The organism is Streptomyces sp. NPDC059142 (assembly GCF_042755665.1).
Taxonomy (GTDB): domain Bacteria; phylum Actinomycetota; class Actinomycetes; order Streptomycetales; family Streptomycetaceae; genus Streptomyces.
The window spans coordinates 16682-35298 of record NZ_JBHZDA010000075.1; the positions used below are offsets into that span (position 1 = coordinate 16682).

Sequence of the window (18617 nt, forward strand, 5' to 3'; positions counted from 1 at the left end):
TGAGGGAGGGGCGGGGGGGGGGGGCGGGGGGGCGTGTGGTCGCGGCGGCGGGGGCGCCCCACGGCCCCCGCGCGCGCCCCCCGGCCTCGTACGGCCGTACCGCCGTCCGCCGTACCGCCGCCCGCCGTGGCGCCCTCCGCCGTACCCGCCGCACCGCCTGGCAGCCGTAAGCCGTAGAGCCGCTCAGAGGAAGTTGACGCGTGACCATGACCAGCACCGGTGCAGCCACCGAGGGCCACGAGGCCGTGGCTCTTCTGGAGCGCACCCGCACCGAGGTCGATCCCGAACTGCGCTCCGCCGTCGAGAGGCTGCCCGGAGCGATGCGCGGGGTCGCGCTCTACCACTTCGGCTGGGCGGACGCCGACGGGATCCCGGCGCCGGGCGGTACGGGGCGGACCGGCAAGGCGATCAGACCCGCGCTCGTGCTCGCCGCCGCGCGCTCGCTGGGCGGGGACGCGCGCGCCGCCGTACGGCCCGCCGTCGCCGTCGAGCTGGCCCACAACTTCACGCTCCTCCACGACGACGTGATCGACGAGGACCCCGTACGGCGCCATCGCGCCACCGCCTGGACGGTCTTCGGCACGCCGGACGCCATCATCACGGGCGACGCCATGTTCGCCCTCGCGTTACGGCTCCTCGCGGAGGACCCGCACCCGGCGTCGGCCGCCGCCGCGGCGCGGCTCGCGTCCTGTGTGATCGAGCTGTGCGCGGGCCAGCAGGCGGACTGCGCCTTCGAGTCCCTGGACCCGCACGAGGTGTCCCTCGACGAGTGCGTGGCCATGGCGACCGCCAAGACCGGTGCGCTGCTGGGCGCGTCGTGTGCGCTGGGCGCGCTCTACGCGGGCGCCGGGCCCGAACAGGCCGCCGCGGTCGACGCCTTCGGCCGGGAGGCGGGGCTCGCCTTCCAGCTCATCGACGACCTGATCGGCATCTGGGGCGACCCCGACCGTACGGGCAAGCCGGTCGGCGCCGATCTGGCCGCCCACAAGAAGTCGCTGCCGGTGGTCGCGGCGCTGGCCTCGGGCACCCCGGCCGCCGAGGAACTGGCGGAGCTGTACCGGCGCCCGCTGGACGCCGAGGGGGTACGGCGCGCCGCCGACGCCGTCGAACGGGCCGGGGCCAGGGACTGGGCGCAGCAGGAGGCCGCCGAGCGGATGTCGCGCGCCGTCCAGCAGCTCTCCCGGGCCGTGCCCGATCTGGCGGCGGCGGGCGATCTCCTCTCGCTCGCGGAGTTCGTCACCCGCCGCAGCCGCTGACCCCACCGCCCGTCACCCCGCCGAGCGGCCCGTCACCCCGCTGACCACGGCCGTTGCGGAAAGCACCCGTCCCCTCACTCGGTGCGTTCAGCCCAACTCTAGTATCAGGGCGGCAAGTTGACGTCATGACTGGAGGACCGGACCGTGAGCGTGGACAACGTGGGCAGGGCCAGAACCAGCGGGATCAGACGGGCCACCGAGGAGGACCGGCCGACGCTGATCCGGCTGCTGGAGGACGCGTTCGAGGCCGACCCGGTGACCCGGTGGGTCTTCCCAGAGGAGGACAGCCGCAGGAAACTGAGCGGTCTCTTCTTCGGGGTGTTCGCCGATGTCGCGCTGGCCGAGGGGTGGGTGGACCTCCTGGAGGACGGGACCGCCATGGCGCTCTGGCTCCATGTGGAGGCGGGGCTGCCCGAGGAGGAGGACCGGACACCCGCGCTGATGCGGGAGGTGTCCGACCCGGACAACGAGCGGACCGAGCTGGTCGGCCGGCTGACCGGCGCCGTCCACCCGCACGACCGGGCGCACGCGTATCTGCTGATGATCGCCGTGTCCCCGGAGCGCCAGGGCCGCGGAGTGGGCCGCGCGCTGATCGAATCCGTGCTGGAGCGGTGCGACCGGGACGGCGTCCCCGCGTATCTGGAGGCGAGCAGCGCCCGCAGCAGGCGCCTCTACGAGCGGCTCGGATTCGACTTCACGGGCACCACCGTCGACCTGCCCGACGGGCCGCACATGTGGCCGATGTGGCGCGAGCCGCGGGACCGCTGAGCCCTCGGCCCCGCCGTCCGCCGAAGAAGTGGCCGGAAAGCTCCGGCACCGCCCACCCCGGCGGACACGGGCGCCGTCCCCCGCCCCACCGGCGGGAGCGGACCGCCCGGGGCAACGGCGACTCCGGGCCGACGAGTTGATGGTCACACCGGACCCACCGGTCCGGGGGCCGGAGAAGGACCACGGCGGAACGGATCCCGCCAACGCCGGGCATCCGCCCGCGTCACGGCGGGACTTCGAAAACGGGGTACTCGTCAGGAACCGCGCACGCGAGCGGTGACCCGTGCTGCGGCGGAAGATCTGCTACCGCTACAGTCCGCGCCATGACAGCGGAGTCGACGGATTCATGGGCGGGTTGGTACCGGGACCGCCAGGGGGCGGAAGCGATCACCCTGACCGCGGGCGGACAGCAAGTGCGTACGCAGATCAGGGGAGTTGAGTACGAAGGGGTGGATTTCGCCGTACTGGAAGCGGTGGGAGCGGGCGGGGTGCTGTCCTCCTGCGTCATGGAGTGGGACATCCCCCTGCCCGTCAGCTCGGACGGCACGGTCGAACAGGCCACGCTGAGCTGTCTGCTCGCGCTCGGTGAGCGGGACGCGGAAGGGCCGGTCGGCCGGGCGGAGCTGAGCCTGACCCTGCACTGCGGCGGGGCGGCGTACGCGTCGGGCATCGCCGGCGGCGGCTTCGAGGAGGCGCTCGGCCGGATCAGGCGCCAGCTCCCGGTGAACACGGAGCTGGCGGACCGGCCGCTGGTCGGCGCGTCCTGAACCGCTGAGCCCCCTGCCCGGAAGGAAGCGGGAACACGGAAGGGGCGTCCCGTGGGGGGTGGATACGGGGACGCCCCTTCGCGTGCGGTGCGGGGGAGAGGTCAGGAGAGCTTGGCCAGGGCGGCGGCGAGACCGTTCGCCCACAGGGTGTTGACGCGCGCACGCTCCGCCGCGTTCGGCTGGGCGTTCTGGCAGGAGGTGCCGGGGCCGCCGCCCGACATCAGCTCGGTGCACGGGCCCGAGTAGTGGTCGGGCAGACCGAGGACGTGCCCGGTCTCATGGGCGGTGACCCGCGTCGAGTTGTACTGCTGGTTCTGCGCGTAGTCCAGGAAGATGTAACCCGAACCGTGGCCGTTGGTGCTCGCGTACGAGCCGCGCGAGTCGTTGCCCTCCCGGTAGGTGAAGTCGACGCCGCTGGTGCCCGCCTGGAGCTTCACGTTGGAGACGGCGGCGTTCCAGATCGAGGTGCTCGCGGCTATCTGGCTCGCGAAGCGCGGCGCGGCCGAGGCGTTGTAGACGACGGTGACGGCCTGGATGCCGGGGTTCGCGGCGCGCTTCTCGGCGACCGACTTCACGACGGCGTCGAAGAACGCCTTGTTGTTCGCCGCCTCCTCCTTCGAGCCCTCGTACGCGGCGTACGAGGCGGTGGGCGCCGTCTCGGTGTCCGCCGCGGAGGCGGCGGGGGTGAGGGCGAAGGCGGTCGCGAAGGCGATACCGACGGTGAGAGCTGCCGAAAGTGCGGGCTTGGGGTGTCGCATGTGGGGGGCTCCTGCTTCCTGCTCGTCCGGTGCACGGATTCGGGTACCGCAGAGTCTCGATGAGTTCGCCCCGGGGCGGATGATGTCAGCCGCCGATAACACCAGCGCATCACCCCGCGTAGAATCCCGGCGGTATTTCTTCGAATCAGGCGCCAATTACTGCGTTTTGACCATCTGGTGCGGCTCATTCGGCCCCTCTACTCTCTGGGACATGGAGCTGGAGGTGAGACATCTGCGCGCCTTGTGCGCCATCGCCGACACCGGCAGCCTGCACAAAGCGGCACGCCAGTTGGGGATGAGCCAGCCGTCCCTCACCACACAACTGCGCCGGATCGAGAACGCGTTGGGGGCCGAGCTGTTCTCCCGCGAACGCACCGGCTGCCGGCCGACCCCGCTGGGCCACTCCGTGCTGAGCCGCGCCCGGCCGCTCGTCTCCGGCATGGCCACCCTCGTCGCCGAGGCACGCGCGGCGGCCGACCGCAGCGCGGGACCCCGGCTGCGCGTCGGCTCCACCGCCAGTCGGGCGCTGGCGGGCTGGCTGCGCCGGCTGCGGCACCGGCTGCCCGGCACGGACATCTCGCTCCACATGGACGTCTCGCCGAGCGCGCTGCTGCGGATGGTCGCGGCCGGCCAGCTCGACGTCGCCTTCGTCCACGAGGTGGAGGGCTGCCCGCTGGCGGTCCCCGACGGGCTCGCCCGTCGCGTACTGGTCGAACGGGAGCCGCAGTTCGTCTCCATGGCCCGGGACCACCCGGCGGCGGCCCGCCAGGTCGTGGAGCTGGCCGACCTCGCCGGGGACCGCTGGATGGTCGACCCCACGGTGGACGGCGAATGGGACGGCCTGCGCCGCGTGCTGGGCGCCGCCGGTCTCAACCCCCGCGTCCTGCACGGCGATTACCTCACCGCCGCCTCACTGATCGCGGTCGGCGAGGCGGTCGCCCCCTGCCAGCCCACCTCGGGCCCGCGCGACGACATGGTCATCCGCCCCCTGCGGGACGACCCGCTGGCGGTACGGCTCCTGCTCTTCTCGCGGTTCTCCCCCGTGGACGGCGCGATCGGCCTCGGCGGCGCCCCCGGTGAACGCGCCCTCGAAGCCGCGGTCTTCGCGGACCTGGAGGCGGCGTACCGGGAGGCGGCGCTACGGGCCGTCGACTACCGGCGCTGGCTCACCCGCCACAAGAGCCCCCTGCTCCACGCCCCGGCGGCCTGAGAACCGGCCCCGCCGCCCACGGCGACCGGCTCACCGCACCACCCGGCCCTTGAGGACGATCCGCTCCGGACACCCCAGAACCTCCGGGTGCGCCACCGGATCCCGGTCGTACGCCACCACGTCCGCCGGGGCGCCGTCCACCAGCCCCGGCAGGACCACCCCTCGTATCCGCAGGCCCACGGCCACCCCTCCCCGTCCCGTGACGCGATGAGTCCGCAGACTAGAGGAAACCGTTCAGCGGTACGAATGCGGCCGGTCGGGCTGAGCAGGCCGGGGTGTTCAGCCGTATCCCCAGGTGGACACCCCAGGGGCGATTCGAGGAGCGTATTGAGATGGCCCACCGCATGACCGTGCCCGGCCTCTTCCCGCCGCCGGACTACGCGCACGCAGCGATCGTCGCCACGGACCGCCGCCTGGCCTTCCTGGCCGGCGCCGTACCGCTCGACGCCGACGGCAAACTGATCGGCCCCGACGACTTCGTCGCCCAGACGGAACAGGTCCTCGCCAATCTGGAGAGCGCGCTGAGCGCCATCGGCTGCGGTCTGCCCGATGTCGTGGCCACCACGGTCTACGTGGCCGCCTCGGACCCGGCGGACCTCAGCCGCGTCTGGGAGGTCGTCCGCGCGAGCGGCCTGACGCTGGGCCCGCACACGTCGACGCTGCTCGGGGTGGCGTGCCTGGGGTACACGGGCCAGCTCGTGGAGATCACGGCGGTGGCGGAGATCCCCTGAGCGGAGCCATGGGCCGGGGCCGCGCCGCGCCGGGGACGAGCCGGGGCCGTGCCGAGCAGGGGCCCGCTCCCCTGCACGGTCCTCCGTACCGGTGTGATCAAGGGCCGTATACTCACTGGCCCACCTGGCCGCTCGTCACCTTCCGACGGCTCCGCCACGGGTGGGACGGGGGAGGGGACACGGCATGGCGGGCGTGACCGGGCCGATCCGGACGGGCGTGACACTCGCGGGCGGGCGTTACCGCATCGAGGAACAGGTGGGGCAGGGCGGCATGGCCGCCGTGCACAAGGCTCATGACACGGCGCTCGACCGCACCGTCGCCGTCAAGAGCATGCTCGCTGCGCTCGCGTACGACGAGCGGTGCCGCGCCCGGTTCCGGCGCGAGGCCCAGGCGGTGGCCGGGCTCAGCCACCCCTGTGTGGTCGCGGTGCACGACACGGGGGAGGAGCGGTTCGAGGACGGCCGGACGGCCCCGTACCTCGTCATGGAGTTCGTCCGCGGGGAGACCTTGAGCGCGCTGCTCGCCCGGTCCTCGGCGACCGGTGGGGGCCTGCCGCTGGACCGTGCCCTGGAGCTGACGGCCGAGGTGCTGTCCGCGCTGACGGCCAGTCACGCCGCCGGCATCGTGCACCGCGACATCAAGCCCTCCAACGTGATCGTGACCGACGCCGGCGCGCTCAAGGTGATGGACTTCGGCATCGCCCGCGCGCTCGACGTCTCCGGGCCGGAGCGGACGGCGCTGACCGCCACGGGCATGACGCCCGGGACGCCCCAGTACATGTCGCCCGAGCAGTTCGAGGGCCGGCGGCCGGTCGACGGCCGGTCCGATCTGTACGCGGTCGGCGTCGTCCTGTTCCAACTGATCACCGGTGAGCTGCCGTTCGACGGCGACTCGTTCATCTCCCTCGGCTATCTGCACGTCACCACGGCGGCGCCGACGCTCGCGTCCGCGGGGGTCCCGGTGCCGGCCGGGGTCGAGGCGCTGGTGGCCCGCGCGCTGGAGAAGAACCCGGACGACCGTTTCCAGGACGCGCACGAGATGCGCGCGCGGATCGAGTACCTGCGGGAACGCGTCCATGGCGCGGCGACGATCACCGCCGCCGCCCGTCCCGCGCCCCGCCCGCCCGCCGCCGTGGCCACCCCGCACCCTGTCCTGCCGCCCCTGCCTCCCACTCCTCCGCCCACTCCTCCTTCGCCGTCGCCCGTGGCGGCTCACGCCTACCGGTCGGGCCCGGGCCGGCCCCCTGCCCACGGCGTCCGGGCCGTTCCCGACCCGGTACGCGCACCCGCGGACAACAAGGCGCGCGCGGCCCGACTGCGCCGGGCGTACGGCCTGCTCGCACCCGCGGTGATGCTCCAGGCGTTTCCCGGGTCCCTCTCGCTGATCCCGCTGATCTGCTGCGGGTTCGGCGTCTGGCTGTCCGCCAGAGGCGGCTCGTCGCCGGTGGGGCAGCGGAGAAGCGTCCCGCTCGCGGTCTTCCAGGCGACGGCGTTCATCCCGCTGCTGGCGCACGTACTGCTCGGCCTGGTGTCCGCGGCCCAGTTGTTCAAGGCGGTGCCATGAGGCGCGTGCGACGGTCCGTCGGGGGAGAACCGTCGTGACCAGCGATACGCGGGAGCCGGCCGCGCCGACGCTCCAGCCCCGCAACGCGCCCGCCCGGGTGAGTTTCTGGTCGGCTGCCTCGGGCATCGGCCTGATCGTGGCCGTCGTCGTGACGCCGATGTTCTGGCTGCCGTACGGCAACCACTACACGTTCGCCCTGCTCATGTTCGGCGCGGTCGCCGTCCCTGCCGGACACCTGGGCCGCCGCCGAGGCAAGCGCCCGGACGCCCGCGACCGCGGCCTGGCCCTGTTCGGCATCGTGACCGGCTGGCTGCTGATCCTCGTATCCCTGCTGGTGTTCGTGGTGTTCACCGGGACGTTGGCCGCACTGGGTCTCCTGTTCGGCACGCTGGACTGAACCATGGCCGCGGCGAGTGGGCCGCTCCGGCGCCGCCCCGGGGCCGGACGCGCACGAGGGCTCGACGGCCGTGGCCGTCGAGCCCTCGTCGCACCTGGTGACCTGCGCGTACGCACTCCGCCGGGGAGCGCCGCACAGGAGGGCACGCTACGCCTTCTTGGTCTCCCAGAAGATCTTGTCGACCTGGGCGATGTAGTCCAGGGCCTTCTGGCCCGTCGCCGGGTCCGTGGAGCCCTTGGCGGTGGAGAGCGCCTTGAGGGTGTCGTTGACGAGCTGGTGCAGCTCCGGGTACTTCTCGAAGTGCGGGGGCTTGAAGTAGTCGCTCCACAGCACCGAGACGTGGTGCTTGGCCAGCTCGGCGCGCTGCTCCTTGATGACCGTGGCGCGCGCCTGGAAGTGGGGGTCGTCGTTGCCGGCCATCTTTTCCTGGACGGCCTTGACGGACTCGGCCTCGATGCGGGCCTGGGCGGGGTCGTACACGCCGCAGGGGAGGTCGCAGTGGGCGCTGACCGTCACCTTGGGGGCAAACAGGCGGGAAAGCATGGTGCTGTCCTTCCTCGTGATCGTCTTCTCAGGTGGGACATTACTCCGTGAGAAGAGGTATTTCGCGAGTGCCCCCTTGGGCTTAGGACAAAAGTCCGGGGTCGGTACGGGACCGGCGGCGGAACGTACGGTGGGAGCGGGAGGTGCCGTATGACGGAACTGGGGCAGGAGCCGGGGCTGGGGCCCGAGCCGGTGCCGGGGCGGGAGCCGCGGGTGCCGTGGGGGATCGCGGAGGTGACCGGGCCGTCCATGTATCCGACGCTCAGACACGGCGATCAGCTTCTCGTCCGGTACGGCGCCCCGGTCAGGGCCGGGGACGTGGCCGTGCTGAGACATCCGCTCCAGCAGGATCTGCTCATCGTGAAGCGGCTGGCCGAGCGGCGCGACGGCGGATGGTGGGTGCTCGGGGACAATCCGGGCGCCGAGGGGGACAGCCGGGTGTTCGGGGCGGTGCCCGAGGAGCTGCTGCTGGGGCGGGTCAGGGCGCGGTACCGGCCGCTGGGCGATCAGCGTTCGGCGCGCGCGGTGGTGTCCTGGCTGGCCCGCGGGGTGCGTCCGGTGCTCGCCGAGCGCTCGTCCGCCAGGCGCCTGTCGCTCTCCAGGCGTTTGCGGGCCCGGTAGGCGGCGACGTTGGCGCGGGTCGCGCAGCGGTCCGAGCAGTAGCGGCGTGAGCGGTTGGTGGAGGTGTCCAGGTAGGCGTTGCGGCACGGCGTCGCCTGGCAGAGGCCGAGCCGGTCGACGCCGTACTCCGTGAGGTGGAAGGCGAGGCCCATGGCGGCGGTGGCCGCGTACCCCGCCGTCGCGTTCGACGGGTGCTCGGCGAGGTGCATGTGCCAGCGGGGGTGGCCCTCGTCGTCCAGGACGTCGTGCCCGGAGATCTGCGGGCTCACCGGGAACTCCAGCAGCAGCGAGTTGAGCAGGTCGACCGCCTGGGTGGCCTCGCCGGAGTCGGCGGCGGTGAAGACGGCCCGCAGCCGCGCCCGTACGGAACGGAAGCGCGTCACGTCGGCGTCGGCGGCGCGACGGGCCGCCTGCGAGTTGGGTCCGAAGAGGGCGCGCACGGCCTCGACCGAGGTGAGGGTGTCCGTGCCGCGGGCCGGTTCCTCGGTGTTCACCAGGCGTACGGCATAGTCCGAGTAAGAGGCCAGTTCCACTTGTAGTCCTTACGGAAGCGGTCTAGGGTCTGGATGGGCGAGAGGTGTAATGGCTCGTACTGCTTCTAGGGTATTACCGAGATGGGGGAGGGTGTCATGACGGAGACAGGGACCAGTGGCGTCGCGAAGGCCGCCGCGACCGACTGGCGGGCCTGGCAGGAGAGCTGGGACCGCCAGCAGGAGTGGTATCTCCCGGACCGGGAGGAGCGCTTCCGGGTCATGCTGGACATGGTCGAGGCCACGGTGGGCCCCGAACCGCGGGTGCTGGACCTCGCCTGCGGTACGGGAAGTATCACGGACAGACTGCTGAATCGGTTCCCCGGAGCGGTCAGTACCGGGGTCGATCTCGACCCCGCCCTGCTGGCCATCGCCCGCGGCACCTTCGCCGGGGACGACCGGGTCACCTTCGTGACCGCCGACCTCAAGGACCCCGACTGGCCGCGGCTGCTGCCGTACCGCTCGTACGACGCCGTGCTGACCGCCACCGCGCTGCACTGGCTCCACCGGGAGCCGCTGGCCGGGCTGTACGGGCAGCTCGCCGGGGTCGTCGGGGAGGGCGGGGTCTTCATGAACGCCGACCATATGCCGGACGCGTCCACACCCCGGATCAACGAGGCCGAGCGCGCCCACCGGCACCTCGCCATGGACCGGGCCAGGGCCGCGGGCGCCGTCGACTGGCCCGGGTGGTGGGAGCTGGCGGGCCGGGACCCGGTCCTCGCGGAGCCGACCGCCGAGCGGTTCCGGATCTTCGGCGAGCACGCGGACGGGGACACCCCGCCGGTGGAGTGGCACACGCGCACCCTGCGCGAGGCCGGCTTCGGGGAGGCCCGTGCCGTCTGGTCCTCGCCGTCCGACTCGCTCGTCCTCGCACTGAAGTAGCGGCGCTGAAGCGGTGGCGCCGGAGTAGCGGGAATCGCCGGCCGTCCTGGGGGCTCTCGGTGGTGGACAGGGTGGGCGGAGGGGGGGCGGGGGCGCCGGGCCCCCGCCCCCCCCCCCCCGCGCACGGAACGGCGTCACCCCCGGGTGAGCCGGTGAAGCCCGGCGCGCTGCTGGTACAGGGCGAGCACGCCCTGCAACAGCGCCTGGGCGACCTCCTCGGTGGCCGCCGAGGAGAGGTGGCCGTGCAGGGTCTCCAGCGCGGCGACGAGCCGGGCATCGTCGGCGGTGAAGGCGGCGCCAGCGGGACCGAAAGGGTTGCGGACCGCGAGCGGGCGGCGGTCCACGGCGTGTGTGATGTACTGCCCGAACTCCGGAGGGAATCCGGTGCCCGGGGCGTTGCTCGCCGTGTACTCGGCGTCGGCCAGGGCGCACCACGCCTGCTCCGGAATGCCGTGGGCGGCGTCCGGCTCCTCCTCGTAGAGCGAGACGGCGACGGTGTCGAGCAGTTCGGCGATGTGGATCAGTTCCCTGCCGTCCCAGGCGGAGGCGAACAGGGTGCGGCGGCGGGCGATATCCGCGATCACCATGGCCCGGGTGGCGGCGGCGCAGGCCTGCTCGGTCGGCTCGAACACGTTCATGTTGTCCCTTCCAGGGAAGTTGAGGTTCCTCGGTGTGGCCCGGGCTGCGCCGGATTCCCGCCCCGCCGGCGCCCGGGCGGTGTGGTGCGGCCGGTAGCGCCGGGCCCGGAGCACTCCGGGCCCGGCAGCCAGCGGGCTACTTCTGGTAGGCGGGGATCAGGGCGCGCACCTTCTCCGCGCCGATGCATCCGCCCTCGTGGCGGAAGGCGGACGGCGGCTGGCCGTTGCGCCCGCGGTGGTGGCTCCAGTAGCGGACGCCGGACCAGGGGCACAGCTCGCACTGGAGGTACCAGGGGTTGTCACTCCCGGGGAAGCCATGGAGGACGGCCCGCCAGTGGTGTTCGGTGAGTCCGGCGAACGCGGTGTGCGCGCCCGCGATGTTGCGCGGGCTAGCGGGCATCCGCGGGTGCAGCAGGGGCACCGGGCCGTTCAGCGGCTTCGGAGCCTCGGCGCGGATCTGCTCCAGCGCGACCGCGCCGACGCGACCGGCGGCGTACTCCTCGGCAAGGTACGCGGCGGCCATGTCGATGCCGCTCGCCCGCTTGGAGCCCGGGCCGGTGGGCGGGCGACGGAGGTTGTGCTCACCCTCGCTGGTGATGACCAGCCAGTCACGGTGCCAGCGGTAGGCCTGCCCGATGACGCGGTCCTGCCCGATGATCACCGGGTAGCGGCACTCGATGTCCGGCTCCCCGATACGGGTCTTCAAGGTGGCGCTCATGGTCGTACTCCCTGTAGAGGTGGTTTCGGTGTTCGGGCCCGCAGGCGGGCGGGGATTCCCGCCCCCGCCCGCCCGCGGATGATGGCCAATCAGCCCCGGCTAAGCCGGGCTCAGCCCTCGGAGCCGTAGATGGTGCCGGTCGGCACGTAGGAGATCTCGCACGGGAACTGGTCCGGCTCCTGGATGCTCAGATAGACGGCACTGCCGTCGGTGGACGCCATGCGGTGACTCCCGGGGAGATGGAGGACGAGGTTGGCCCACACCTCCATGTCGATCACCGTGGACCGCTCGGGCCGCTCGACCCCGGGGCGGCGGATGACCTTGGTGAACTCGGCCCCATACGCCACGCCCGGCAGACCGATCAGACCTGCGGTCGAGCCGAGGACGATGGGCGTGCGATTCGGCGCGACATCGCGCAGAGCGTCCGTGGTGCACAGGTAGTCCGCGCACTCGTCGACCGTGAAGGGGCAGTCGAGCCTCTGCGCGAACGAACGCACCTCAGGGATGCGCACGTAGGCGCACGGAACACTCTGGTTCGCCTCGGCGTCCTCGCGCGTGCGGTAGGCGATGGAGTCGTGGCAGCCGTCGGCCAGCCCGATGGCGAACCAACCGGGACCCTCCTGCAAGAGCACTTCCATCAGCTCGGACATCCGGTCCGCCATCAAGCTGTAGTCGGCGCGGGTCTTCATGAATCTCCCCTGTCGTTGAGGTGTTTCGGTGCAGCCCCGGGGGGCCGGTGCCGGGAGGGGATTCCCGCCCCCTTCCGACATAACTAATACTCTCAAGTTTTAGGGTGTGGGTCAAATCCAACACGCCACAAAACCGCTGGTCAAAGGCCTTTTTGAGGGAGTCTCAGGCAACTTTCCGGGCAGCGCTGGCAGCGTCACGAACGGCCCTGGCCACCTAGGGTCTTCACCCTCCACGGACCGTGGGCGGCGGGTCCCCGCGGTGGCCGGACACCCACCGACGACACGCTCCTCGGCCACGACGAGACCGGCACCGACGCGGAGCGATCGCACCGGCCCCGGCCGCAGCGCGGCAGCAGGTGCTCCCCGCCAGCCCATTCCCGGGCCTGGATAGGGCGCCTCACGCGCCCGCATCCGTGACGGCGGGGGTACGGTCCGCGCCCCGTACGGCGGGTGCCGCCGGTTCTCCGGACCCGGGCCCCCCACCCCACCCCTCCGCCGCTTGCCCGGATTACGTCCGCAACGACGATGCCAGCGGACGGCGGAGCAGCGGCCATGTAAACCAATCCACCGATGCCGCGTCTGAACCGTTGGCTCCATCGCGGGCCGACCGCATCGCGCCCGGCCCGCCCGCCGGGACCCGGGCCGCCGCCGGAGACTGTTTTCCCCCACGGCCGCGCCGACCAGAGGAACCCGACGGACTTCGCCACGACCACTTCGCCACGACCACAACCAGGGCGCCGCGAGCCGCCGAAAGGCCGCAGACCGCTCCCCGCAGAGAGGTCCAGCCGCGTCTGCCGGATGCCCAAGTCCTCCCCTGGCCCTGCCCGGGTTCCGGATCACCCAACAGAAAAGGGGGCCGGTGAGACCGTGTGGTCCCACCGGCCCCGGGGCGGGCGGAGATCAGTAGAGCTGGATGCAGGTGAGCGAGCGGTCAGAAGCCCTGACCCATGGCCTCAATTTTGCTGAACCGGCCGCGGAACCCGGCGGTCACGATTCCTGTCGATCCCTCTCGATTCTTCGCGACGATCATGTCGATCTCGCCGGCGCGCTCGCTCTCCGGCTCGTAGTAGTCCTCCCGGTGTAGAAGGATCACCGCGTCGGCGGCCTGCTCGATCTCGCCGGACTCACGGAGGTCGGACAGTTGCGGAACCTTGCTGTCGCGGCCGGTGGTCTGACGGGAGAGTTGCGCGGCAGCAAAGACCGGGATGTCGAACTCCAGAGCAAGCTCTTTGAGACCGCGGGCGATGGTGTCGACCTCATTGGTGCGATTCCCCCCTCGCCCCTGGCCTTCGGGCTTGACGATCTGGAGGTAGTCGATCGCCAGCGCGTGAGGCATGCGGTCCTCGATCTGCCAGCGCCGCAGGGCCGAGCGGACCTGCGGCACGGTGATGCCGCCGGGCGGAACAACAAGCCGCAGCGGCGCGCCGGTGATCCGGCTGCGGACCCTGTCGTACTTCGCCCACTGATCCGACTCCAGGGCGCGCTTGCGGATGTGGTGCTGCGGGATCTCCGCCTCGGCGGCGATCAGGCGGTTCATAATCTGGCGGCGGGCCATCTCCAGCGAGACGAACGCGGCCGGACGGCCATGGACGACCGCGAGGTGGCGCATGAGATCGAGCAACGCCACCGACTTCCCCATACCGGGGCGCCCGGCGAGGATCACAAGGTGGCCCGGAACGGTGCACAGCATGGCCTGGAGGTCCTGCCACGGCATGGGCAGACCTGGATCCTCACCTGCCGCCTGATCGTCCTCCCAGGCCTCAACCAGCTCCTCCATGGGCGCGTCCCACCCGGCCGGGTCCTTGCCCATGTCGAAACTGGCCTGGAGCGCCAGCAGCCGAGCAGCAGAGGCCTCAATCACCTCAGCCGGATCCGCGTCCTGGGCATAGCCCATCGCGGTCACTCGCGTACCGGCCTCGATCGCCTGCCGCAACTTCCACTTGTCGCGGACGATTTCGGCGTAGTGCGAGGCGTTCGCAGCAGTGGGCACACTCTGAACCAGAGCGTGCAGGTAAGGCGCGCCACCGATCTTCGAGATCTGGCCTAGCCCGGTCAGTTCCGCTCCGAGCGTGATGGGGTCGACCGGCTCGCCCTTGCCGTACATGTCGACGATGACGTTGTAGATCGTCTCGTGGGCGGGCTTGTAGAACTCGTAGCCCTTGAGGATCTCCATGACCTCGGTGATTGCGTCCTTGGAAAGCTGCAACCCACCCAGGACGGACTGCTCGGCGTCCAGGTCCTGGGGCGGAACGCGGTCGAACCCGTCGGACGCCGCACGGAAGGTGTCAGGGGCTTTACCGCGGTCCTGGGCAGGCACCATCACCGGGTCGTCCTCGAACAGGCTTGCTTCGCTGGAGGGGGGCTGAGGTGTCATGCTGGTCATCAGATCTCTTCTCTTCGACGGGTTGGGATCACCACGGCGGCCGGTTTCTTCGCGGGAGCACGGCCGCCGTGACGTCTATCGGGGGCGGATCACACGGCAGCGGACTGCCGCACACCGCCCGGGTGGCAATCCGGGCACTTCACCAGACAGCCGTCGTGTCGGCGGAATCGCTCACCGACGAGCTGGGGCGGAGTGCCGTCGTTGCACTCGCCGCACCACTCCAGAACAACGGGCCGCTGACCGGGCACCTTCGTACCGCGTGGCGCCGGACACTGGGAGTGAGTCTTCGCCCGGGCCAGGTCCAGGTAGCTACGACTGACCATGAACGGAACTACCGACTGGGTCAGCCACTCCACGGAGTCCCCGGCTTCAAGAGCCTCGGCCGCATCCAGGGCGATGCTGTCCAACTGACGGCGGCCCGGCCGCGTGCCGCGCTCGTCCTTCCACCGCTTCGCGAACTGCTCAGCAACAGCAGTAGCGGCCACGGCGGTCTCTTCGCTGACATCGAGGCCCGGCGACGTGGTGTTGTTCGTCGGCGCAGCCGGAATCTCTCTCTCCCCGACCGTCTCCTCAACCGAGTCACCGGGTACCGCTGGGACAGCCGTGACAGGAGAGAGAGAGGCTTCTTTGAGAGAGCTTCTTAGAGGGTGATCGTTTTCGCTGGTCAGGGGAAGATCCGTTCCAGTTTTCTGGTCTGGCGTTCCAGTTTTCTGGTCTGGCGTTCCAGTTTTCTGGAATGAGAGGCCTTCGGCACCCTCAACCTGGGGCGTTCCAGTTTTCTGGAACGGCTCCCCGTTGGCGTCAACCAGCCGCACGTGAGCCAGCGTGTGGCCGTTAGGAGAGGTCTCCACCTCGGTGAGGTGGGTCGGCGGCTGCGGCGGGCTGTCCCGCCAGTCCGGCCGGTAGGCGTCCAGCTTGTCCCACGCGTTGCGCCACCCGATGTGGACGTCGGCGGGCCGGATGTCGTGGACGGTGAAACCGCGGCTGATGCCGTGGACGGCCCGTGCCTTGCCCTTCAGCTTTGTGATCCCCGCCAGCTCCACCGCGTCCTTCGGTACGACCAGGTTCAGCTTCTCCAGGGTCTTCAAGACCTCGTACATCGCGCTGACAGACAGGGGTTTGTCGTTCGGTCCCGGCAGCAGCCAGCACAACTGGTCGATCGTCATCCGCCGCATGCCGCCGCGCGGCCGGCGGGACGCCTCGGTCACCATCGACCGCAGCAGGCTGTAGAGCCGGTACGCGGTATGCGTCATCCCTGGCATCAACATCACGTAGTCGCGCACCATCGTGTACGACCAGTAGTCCGTGATGGTGCCGGAGAACTCGAACAACTCGTCGTCGTCCAGCGGAGCGGCGGCGGCTAGGACCTTCTGCGGGCGCTTCACGGCGACACCGCCCCGGCAGCGGATACGTCGGCACGCACGACCGAATGCGTCGGCGCCGCGACGCTGCGTGTCGGCGGGTGGGACTGGAACATTTGCGAGATCTCCCCTACGGATGGTTTGGGGAGCCGCAGACCGGCAAGTGACGGAAAAGAGCGGGTGACCTGGGACACGCTGCTGCGCGTTCGCCGTTGCTCGCTCTATCCTTGAGGTGGTGACCTCGGGCCCCTGGCAGGGCTCGGGCCCCGGCGTCATCATCGCCGACCTACGACTCAAGCTGTGGAGGCGGGAGTCGATTCGGATGGCCGTTCTGCTGGCAGGCAGGGCGGCCATCGTCATGTCATGGGGCTGGCCCAGTTCTGTCCGTACGGCGCGAGGGCGCCGCTGGAAGACACCCAGCGATCTTGCCTTGTGGCCGGGAGCGAGGCGAGTGCGTTGTTGCGGGAGTGGGGCAGGTCCGCACCGTCGTCAGCGGCCCCCCAGAGTGGGGCGTGCGCGAGGTGACCTTCATGCCTAGGCCTCTCAGTTCCGTGGGCTTCGCCGCCTGCGCGGTTACTCGGAGTGCCGCGATGCTGACCATTATGGTTGGCATCGCGGCGGGCAAGCATCTGAGCTTGCTGTCGTACGGGCCGTATTCTCCCTCTCCGGCGCGAGCTTCGGCGCTACCCCCCTGCGTCTCGGAGTGTCGTCGGATGCGGCGGAGGGCGTTCTCCCCGGTCGGGCCTGCCTAGGTGGTTGCTTCGGAGACTTCGACGGGGTCAACAGGCCACTGGGCCGACTCACCCCTCTGAAGTTTTCCCGCCAACTCAACGCGATCCCCCGGGATCACGCGGATCGTGACTTCGATCGGCTTGTTGGTGAGGGCCGAGATTCCGACGATCGTGGACTCCAGTACGGGGATGGACTGTGCGATCTCTAGGAGTCTTGCCTCCTCGCGGTCCGGCATCCTGACTCGGGACGTCTCCTCCCACTGGATCGGACCGTGGCCAGCCTCTTCGAGTCTGTCCAGGTATCCGCCAGGGCCAGGGGACGCATCTGCGACTCTCGGGGCGACCTCGACGGCGTCAGGGCTGAGCCAGGTGTCTACGAGTTGGAACGGCGGTTCGCCGGCGGGGCTGGTGACTCGCCGACGACGCAGTACCTCGCTGTTGGGGTCAAGCCCAAACTGGTCGGTTACCTGGATCGGGGCCGGTACTACCTTGCGGAACGGGCGACCGTGAACCTGCCACGGTTCGTCCGGTCGTGACGCGGCGGGGAACACATAGCCTCGCGCGGGATCGCGAGTGACGGTGACGCCGCGCGTGATCCGACGCCGGACCGGAGGCTCCAGCACGACGGAACCACGACGCTGAATCGTCCGAACCAGCCCTTCCTTCTCCAGCTCCTTGTAGGCCACACGAACGGTCTCGTGGTGAATCCCCAGTTCACTCGCGTATGCCTTGAGCTGCGGCAATGTCGATCCAGGGGGGTAGGAGCCGTCCTGGATTTTGGCGCGTAGCTCGTTCGCGAGCTGTCGCCATTTGATGGAGCTGGGTTCGGTCATCGGGATGCATCTCTCCTTGGCTACTTGGCGTCACCACCAACACTAGTTCAGACCTAGGTTTTAACGCCTGCCACCTCCCGCTGTCCAGGTGATGGCGAAAAAACCTAGGGTTATTGACATGCGCCATCGGTCATGGTGTCATCTTCTCCAGGCGGGCAAAAACCTAGGTTTTAGCCGACGCCTGCGGCGATGCCGGACTGCCTCGGAGTTGTACCGAGCCCGGTGTACCGGTGGGAAGAACTCAACAGAGAGTCCTGAATTTCGGGCGCGGCGCCCCTGCCGTCATGACGACGAGACGACCCTCTCACCAGTGGTTTTCTGCTGGTGGGGTCTTGAGCGGGGGGTTGGCCGCACGGCAGCCCGAGAGCGGATCTCAGAGGGCCCCAGGGGTGGGGCCACGGGTGCGAGTCCCTGTCCGCTCACCGCGCCGTACAGACGGCGCGACCCCCGACACGGCGGTGCAACGCCATGTGTGCCGGGGGTCTGCACGGACCAAGCCCAATCTCACAGGGAGCTGATCCGCATGATCAGTCTGACCGATGAGCGTGTCCGGAGGCGAATCGTCGCCGGCCCCGCCGCGAAGAAGAGGACGACGAGGACCGGGGTGACGCTGGTCGCGGCTGCTGAGCTGCGGCTGACGGTGTCCCAGGTGCTCGGTGTCGACGTGGACCTGATCCTCGGTCCGGTCGTCGGCACGGAGGGCGCGTACGCCCGGCAGGCCCGTGAGGACGCCCTCGCGGACATGACGGTCGTCGGGTTCGCCGACATGGAGTACGCCACCGCCCTGGTGGGCCTGATGTACGAGGTCCGGGCCGGGGTCATCGAGGACATTGAGGACGAGGACGACCGCGGCGGCTACGAGCACGACGAGTTGCTGCTGCGGGGGTGGGCGGCATGAGCAAGAACGACACCGCCGAGGCGGTCAAGAAGGCGGAGGAGGCCCGCAGGAAGGCGGAGGCCGATCTCCGGCGGCACGGGGATGTCGGGGGGCTGAAGTGACGACGTCGAAGCCGCCGTTGCCGGTCCGGCCCAAGCCCTCCACGCCGCCGCCCCCGACCGGTCGTGACCACGACTACGGCGGGAGCCCGGCGTCCGGCAGGCCGCATCCCCACTGACCAGTCCGTATCCCCTTCGCATCGTTCGCGCCGTCGGCGCGGCCCGGCAGTCCGGGGGTGGGGAGCAAATCCGAGCCCACCAGACGTTAATCAAAAGGGGGGGGGGGGGTGGGGGTGTGTGT

General features: G+C 70.6%; 20 protein-coding genes. 10 read left to right on the top strand and 10 right to left on the bottom strand.

Annotation, left to right across the window (positions count from 1 at the left end; genetic code table 11):
• Positions 1-206 precede the first annotated feature (206 nt).
• The 3 genes from ACFXPK_RS23945 (at position 207) to ACFXPK_RS23955 (ending at position 2791) form a co-directional block, all read left to right on the top strand.
• Entirely contained in the window at positions 207-1256 is a 1050-nt protein-coding gene (locus ACFXPK_RS23945) for a family 2 encapsulin nanocompartment cargo protein polyprenyl transferase (RefSeq protein ID WP_384999601.1), read from the top strand.
• A 216-nt stretch (positions 1257-1472) separates the two neighbouring features.
• Positions 1473-2024, top strand: coding sequence for a GNAT family N-acetyltransferase (locus ACFXPK_RS23950; RefSeq protein WP_384999604.1), 552 nt, complete (start codon positions 1473-1475; stop codon positions 2022-2024).
• Between the two features lie 323 nt (positions 2025-2347).
• A complete protein-coding gene (locus tag ACFXPK_RS23955; RefSeq protein WP_384999570.1) occupies positions 2348-2791 on the top strand; it encodes a DUF6304 family protein in 444 nt (147 codons plus the stop codon).
• A 101-nt stretch (positions 2792-2892) separates the two neighbouring features.
• On the opposite strand, the gene snpA is transcribed toward ACFXPK_RS23955, so the two are convergent.
• Positions 2893-3549 carry a snapalysin gene (snpA, locus tag ACFXPK_RS23960; protein ID WP_384999573.1) on the bottom strand — a complete coding sequence of 219 codons (657 nt, stop codon included), beginning with the start codon at positions 3547-3549 and terminating at the stop codon, positions 2893-2895.
• 211 nt (positions 3550-3760) lie between these two features.
• Here snpA and ACFXPK_RS23965 point away from each other — a divergent pair, with 211 nt between their 5' ends.
• A complete protein-coding gene (locus ACFXPK_RS23965; RefSeq protein WP_385078427.1) occupies positions 3761-4759 on the top strand; it encodes a LysR family transcriptional regulator in 999 nt (332 codons plus the stop codon).
• Between the two features lie 30 nt (positions 4760-4789).
• Here ACFXPK_RS23965 and ACFXPK_RS23970 read toward each other — a convergent pair whose 3' ends face one another.
• Positions 4790-4939, bottom strand: a complete 150-nt coding sequence (locus ACFXPK_RS23970; protein ID WP_384999582.1) for a hypothetical protein — start codon at positions 4937-4939, stop codon at positions 4790-4792.
• A 152-nt stretch (positions 4940-5091) separates the two neighbouring features.
• On the opposite strand from ACFXPK_RS23970, the gene ACFXPK_RS23975 reads away from it, so the two are divergent.
• The 3 genes from ACFXPK_RS23975 (at position 5092) to ACFXPK_RS23985 (ending at position 7451) form a co-directional block, all read left to right on the top strand.
• A complete protein-coding gene (locus tag ACFXPK_RS23975; RefSeq protein WP_384999585.1) occupies positions 5092-5490 on the top strand; it encodes a RidA family protein in 399 nt (132 codons plus the stop codon).
• Between the two features lie 184 nt (positions 5491-5674).
• Positions 5675-7054 carry a protein kinase gene (locus ACFXPK_RS23980; protein ID WP_385078432.1) on the top strand — a complete coding sequence of 460 codons (1380 nt, stop codon included), beginning with the start codon at positions 5675-5677 and terminating at the stop codon, positions 7052-7054.
• A 34-nt stretch (positions 7055-7088) separates the two neighbouring features.
• Positions 7089-7451 (top strand): DUF4190 domain-containing protein, encoded by a 363-nt coding sequence (locus ACFXPK_RS23985; RefSeq protein WP_385078435.1) that lies wholly within the window; start codon positions 7089-7091, stop codon positions 7449-7451.
• A 147-nt stretch (positions 7452-7598) separates the two neighbouring features.
• Here ACFXPK_RS23985 and sodN read toward each other — a convergent pair whose 3' ends face one another.
• Positions 7599-7994 (bottom strand): superoxide dismutase, Ni, encoded by a 396-nt coding sequence (gene sodN, locus ACFXPK_RS23990; protein WP_385003194.1) that lies wholly within the window; start codon positions 7992-7994, stop codon positions 7599-7601.
• A gap of 150 nt (positions 7995-8144) precedes the next feature.
• Between sodN and sodX the strand changes: the two genes are divergently transcribed.
• Positions 8145-8615, top strand: coding sequence for a nickel-type superoxide dismutase maturation protease (gene sodX / locus ACFXPK_RS23995; RefSeq protein WP_385003191.1), 471 nt, complete (start codon positions 8145-8147; stop codon positions 8613-8615).
• Here sodX and ACFXPK_RS24000 read toward each other — a convergent pair.
• Entirely contained in the window at positions 8501-9148 is a 648-nt protein-coding gene (locus tag ACFXPK_RS24000) for a CGNR zinc finger domain-containing protein (RefSeq protein ID WP_385003188.1), read from the bottom strand. The two genes, sodX and ACFXPK_RS24000, sit on opposite strands and share 115 nt — an antisense overlap.
• Before the next feature lie 96 nt (positions 9149-9244).
• Here ACFXPK_RS24000 and ACFXPK_RS24005 point away from each other — a divergent pair, with 96 nt between their 5' ends.
• Entirely contained in the window at positions 9245-10027 is a 783-nt protein-coding gene (locus ACFXPK_RS24005; RefSeq protein WP_385003185.1) for a class I SAM-dependent methyltransferase, read from the top strand.
• A 134-nt stretch (positions 10028-10161) separates the two neighbouring features.
• Here ACFXPK_RS24005 and ACFXPK_RS24010 read toward each other — a convergent pair whose 3' ends face one another.
• From ACFXPK_RS24010 to ACFXPK_RS24035, 6 genes are all read right to left on the bottom strand, one after another.
• Positions 10162-10665 (bottom strand): hypothetical protein, encoded by a 504-nt coding sequence (locus tag ACFXPK_RS24010; protein ID WP_385078439.1) that lies wholly within the window; start codon positions 10663-10665, stop codon positions 10162-10164.
• Between the two features lie 136 nt (positions 10666-10801).
• The gene (locus ACFXPK_RS24015) at positions 10802-11383 is read right to left on the bottom strand and encodes a hypothetical protein (RefSeq protein WP_385078442.1); all 582 of its coding nucleotides are present in this window, start codon (positions 11381-11383) and stop codon (positions 10802-10804) included.
• Positions 11384-11493: 110 nt separating this feature from the next.
• The gene (locus ACFXPK_RS24020; protein WP_385078445.1) at positions 11494-12072 is read right to left on the bottom strand and encodes a hypothetical protein; all 579 of its coding nucleotides are present in this window, start codon (positions 12070-12072) and stop codon (positions 11494-11496) included.
• A 931-nt stretch (positions 12073-13003) separates the two neighbouring features.
• Positions 13004-14455 carry a replicative DNA helicase gene (locus ACFXPK_RS24025; RefSeq protein WP_385078447.1) on the bottom strand — a complete coding sequence of 484 codons (1452 nt, stop codon included), beginning with the start codon at positions 14453-14455 and terminating at the stop codon, positions 13004-13006.
• 89 nt (positions 14456-14544) lie between these two features.
• Positions 14545-15840, bottom strand: a complete 1296-nt coding sequence (locus tag ACFXPK_RS24030; RefSeq protein WP_385078450.1) for a hypothetical protein — start codon at positions 15838-15840, stop codon at positions 14545-14547.
• Positions 15841-16564: 724 nt separating this feature from the next.
• A complete protein-coding gene (locus tag ACFXPK_RS24035) occupies positions 16565-17380 on the bottom strand; it encodes a GntR family transcriptional regulator (RefSeq protein WP_385078453.1) in 816 nt (271 codons plus the stop codon).
• 523 nt (positions 17381-17903) lie between these two features.
• On the opposite strand from ACFXPK_RS24035, the gene ACFXPK_RS24040 reads away from it, so the two are divergent.
• Positions 17904-18278, top strand: coding sequence for a hypothetical protein (locus tag ACFXPK_RS24040; protein ID WP_385078455.1), 375 nt, complete (start codon positions 17904-17906; stop codon positions 18276-18278).
• Positions 18279-18617: the final 339 nt, after the last annotated feature.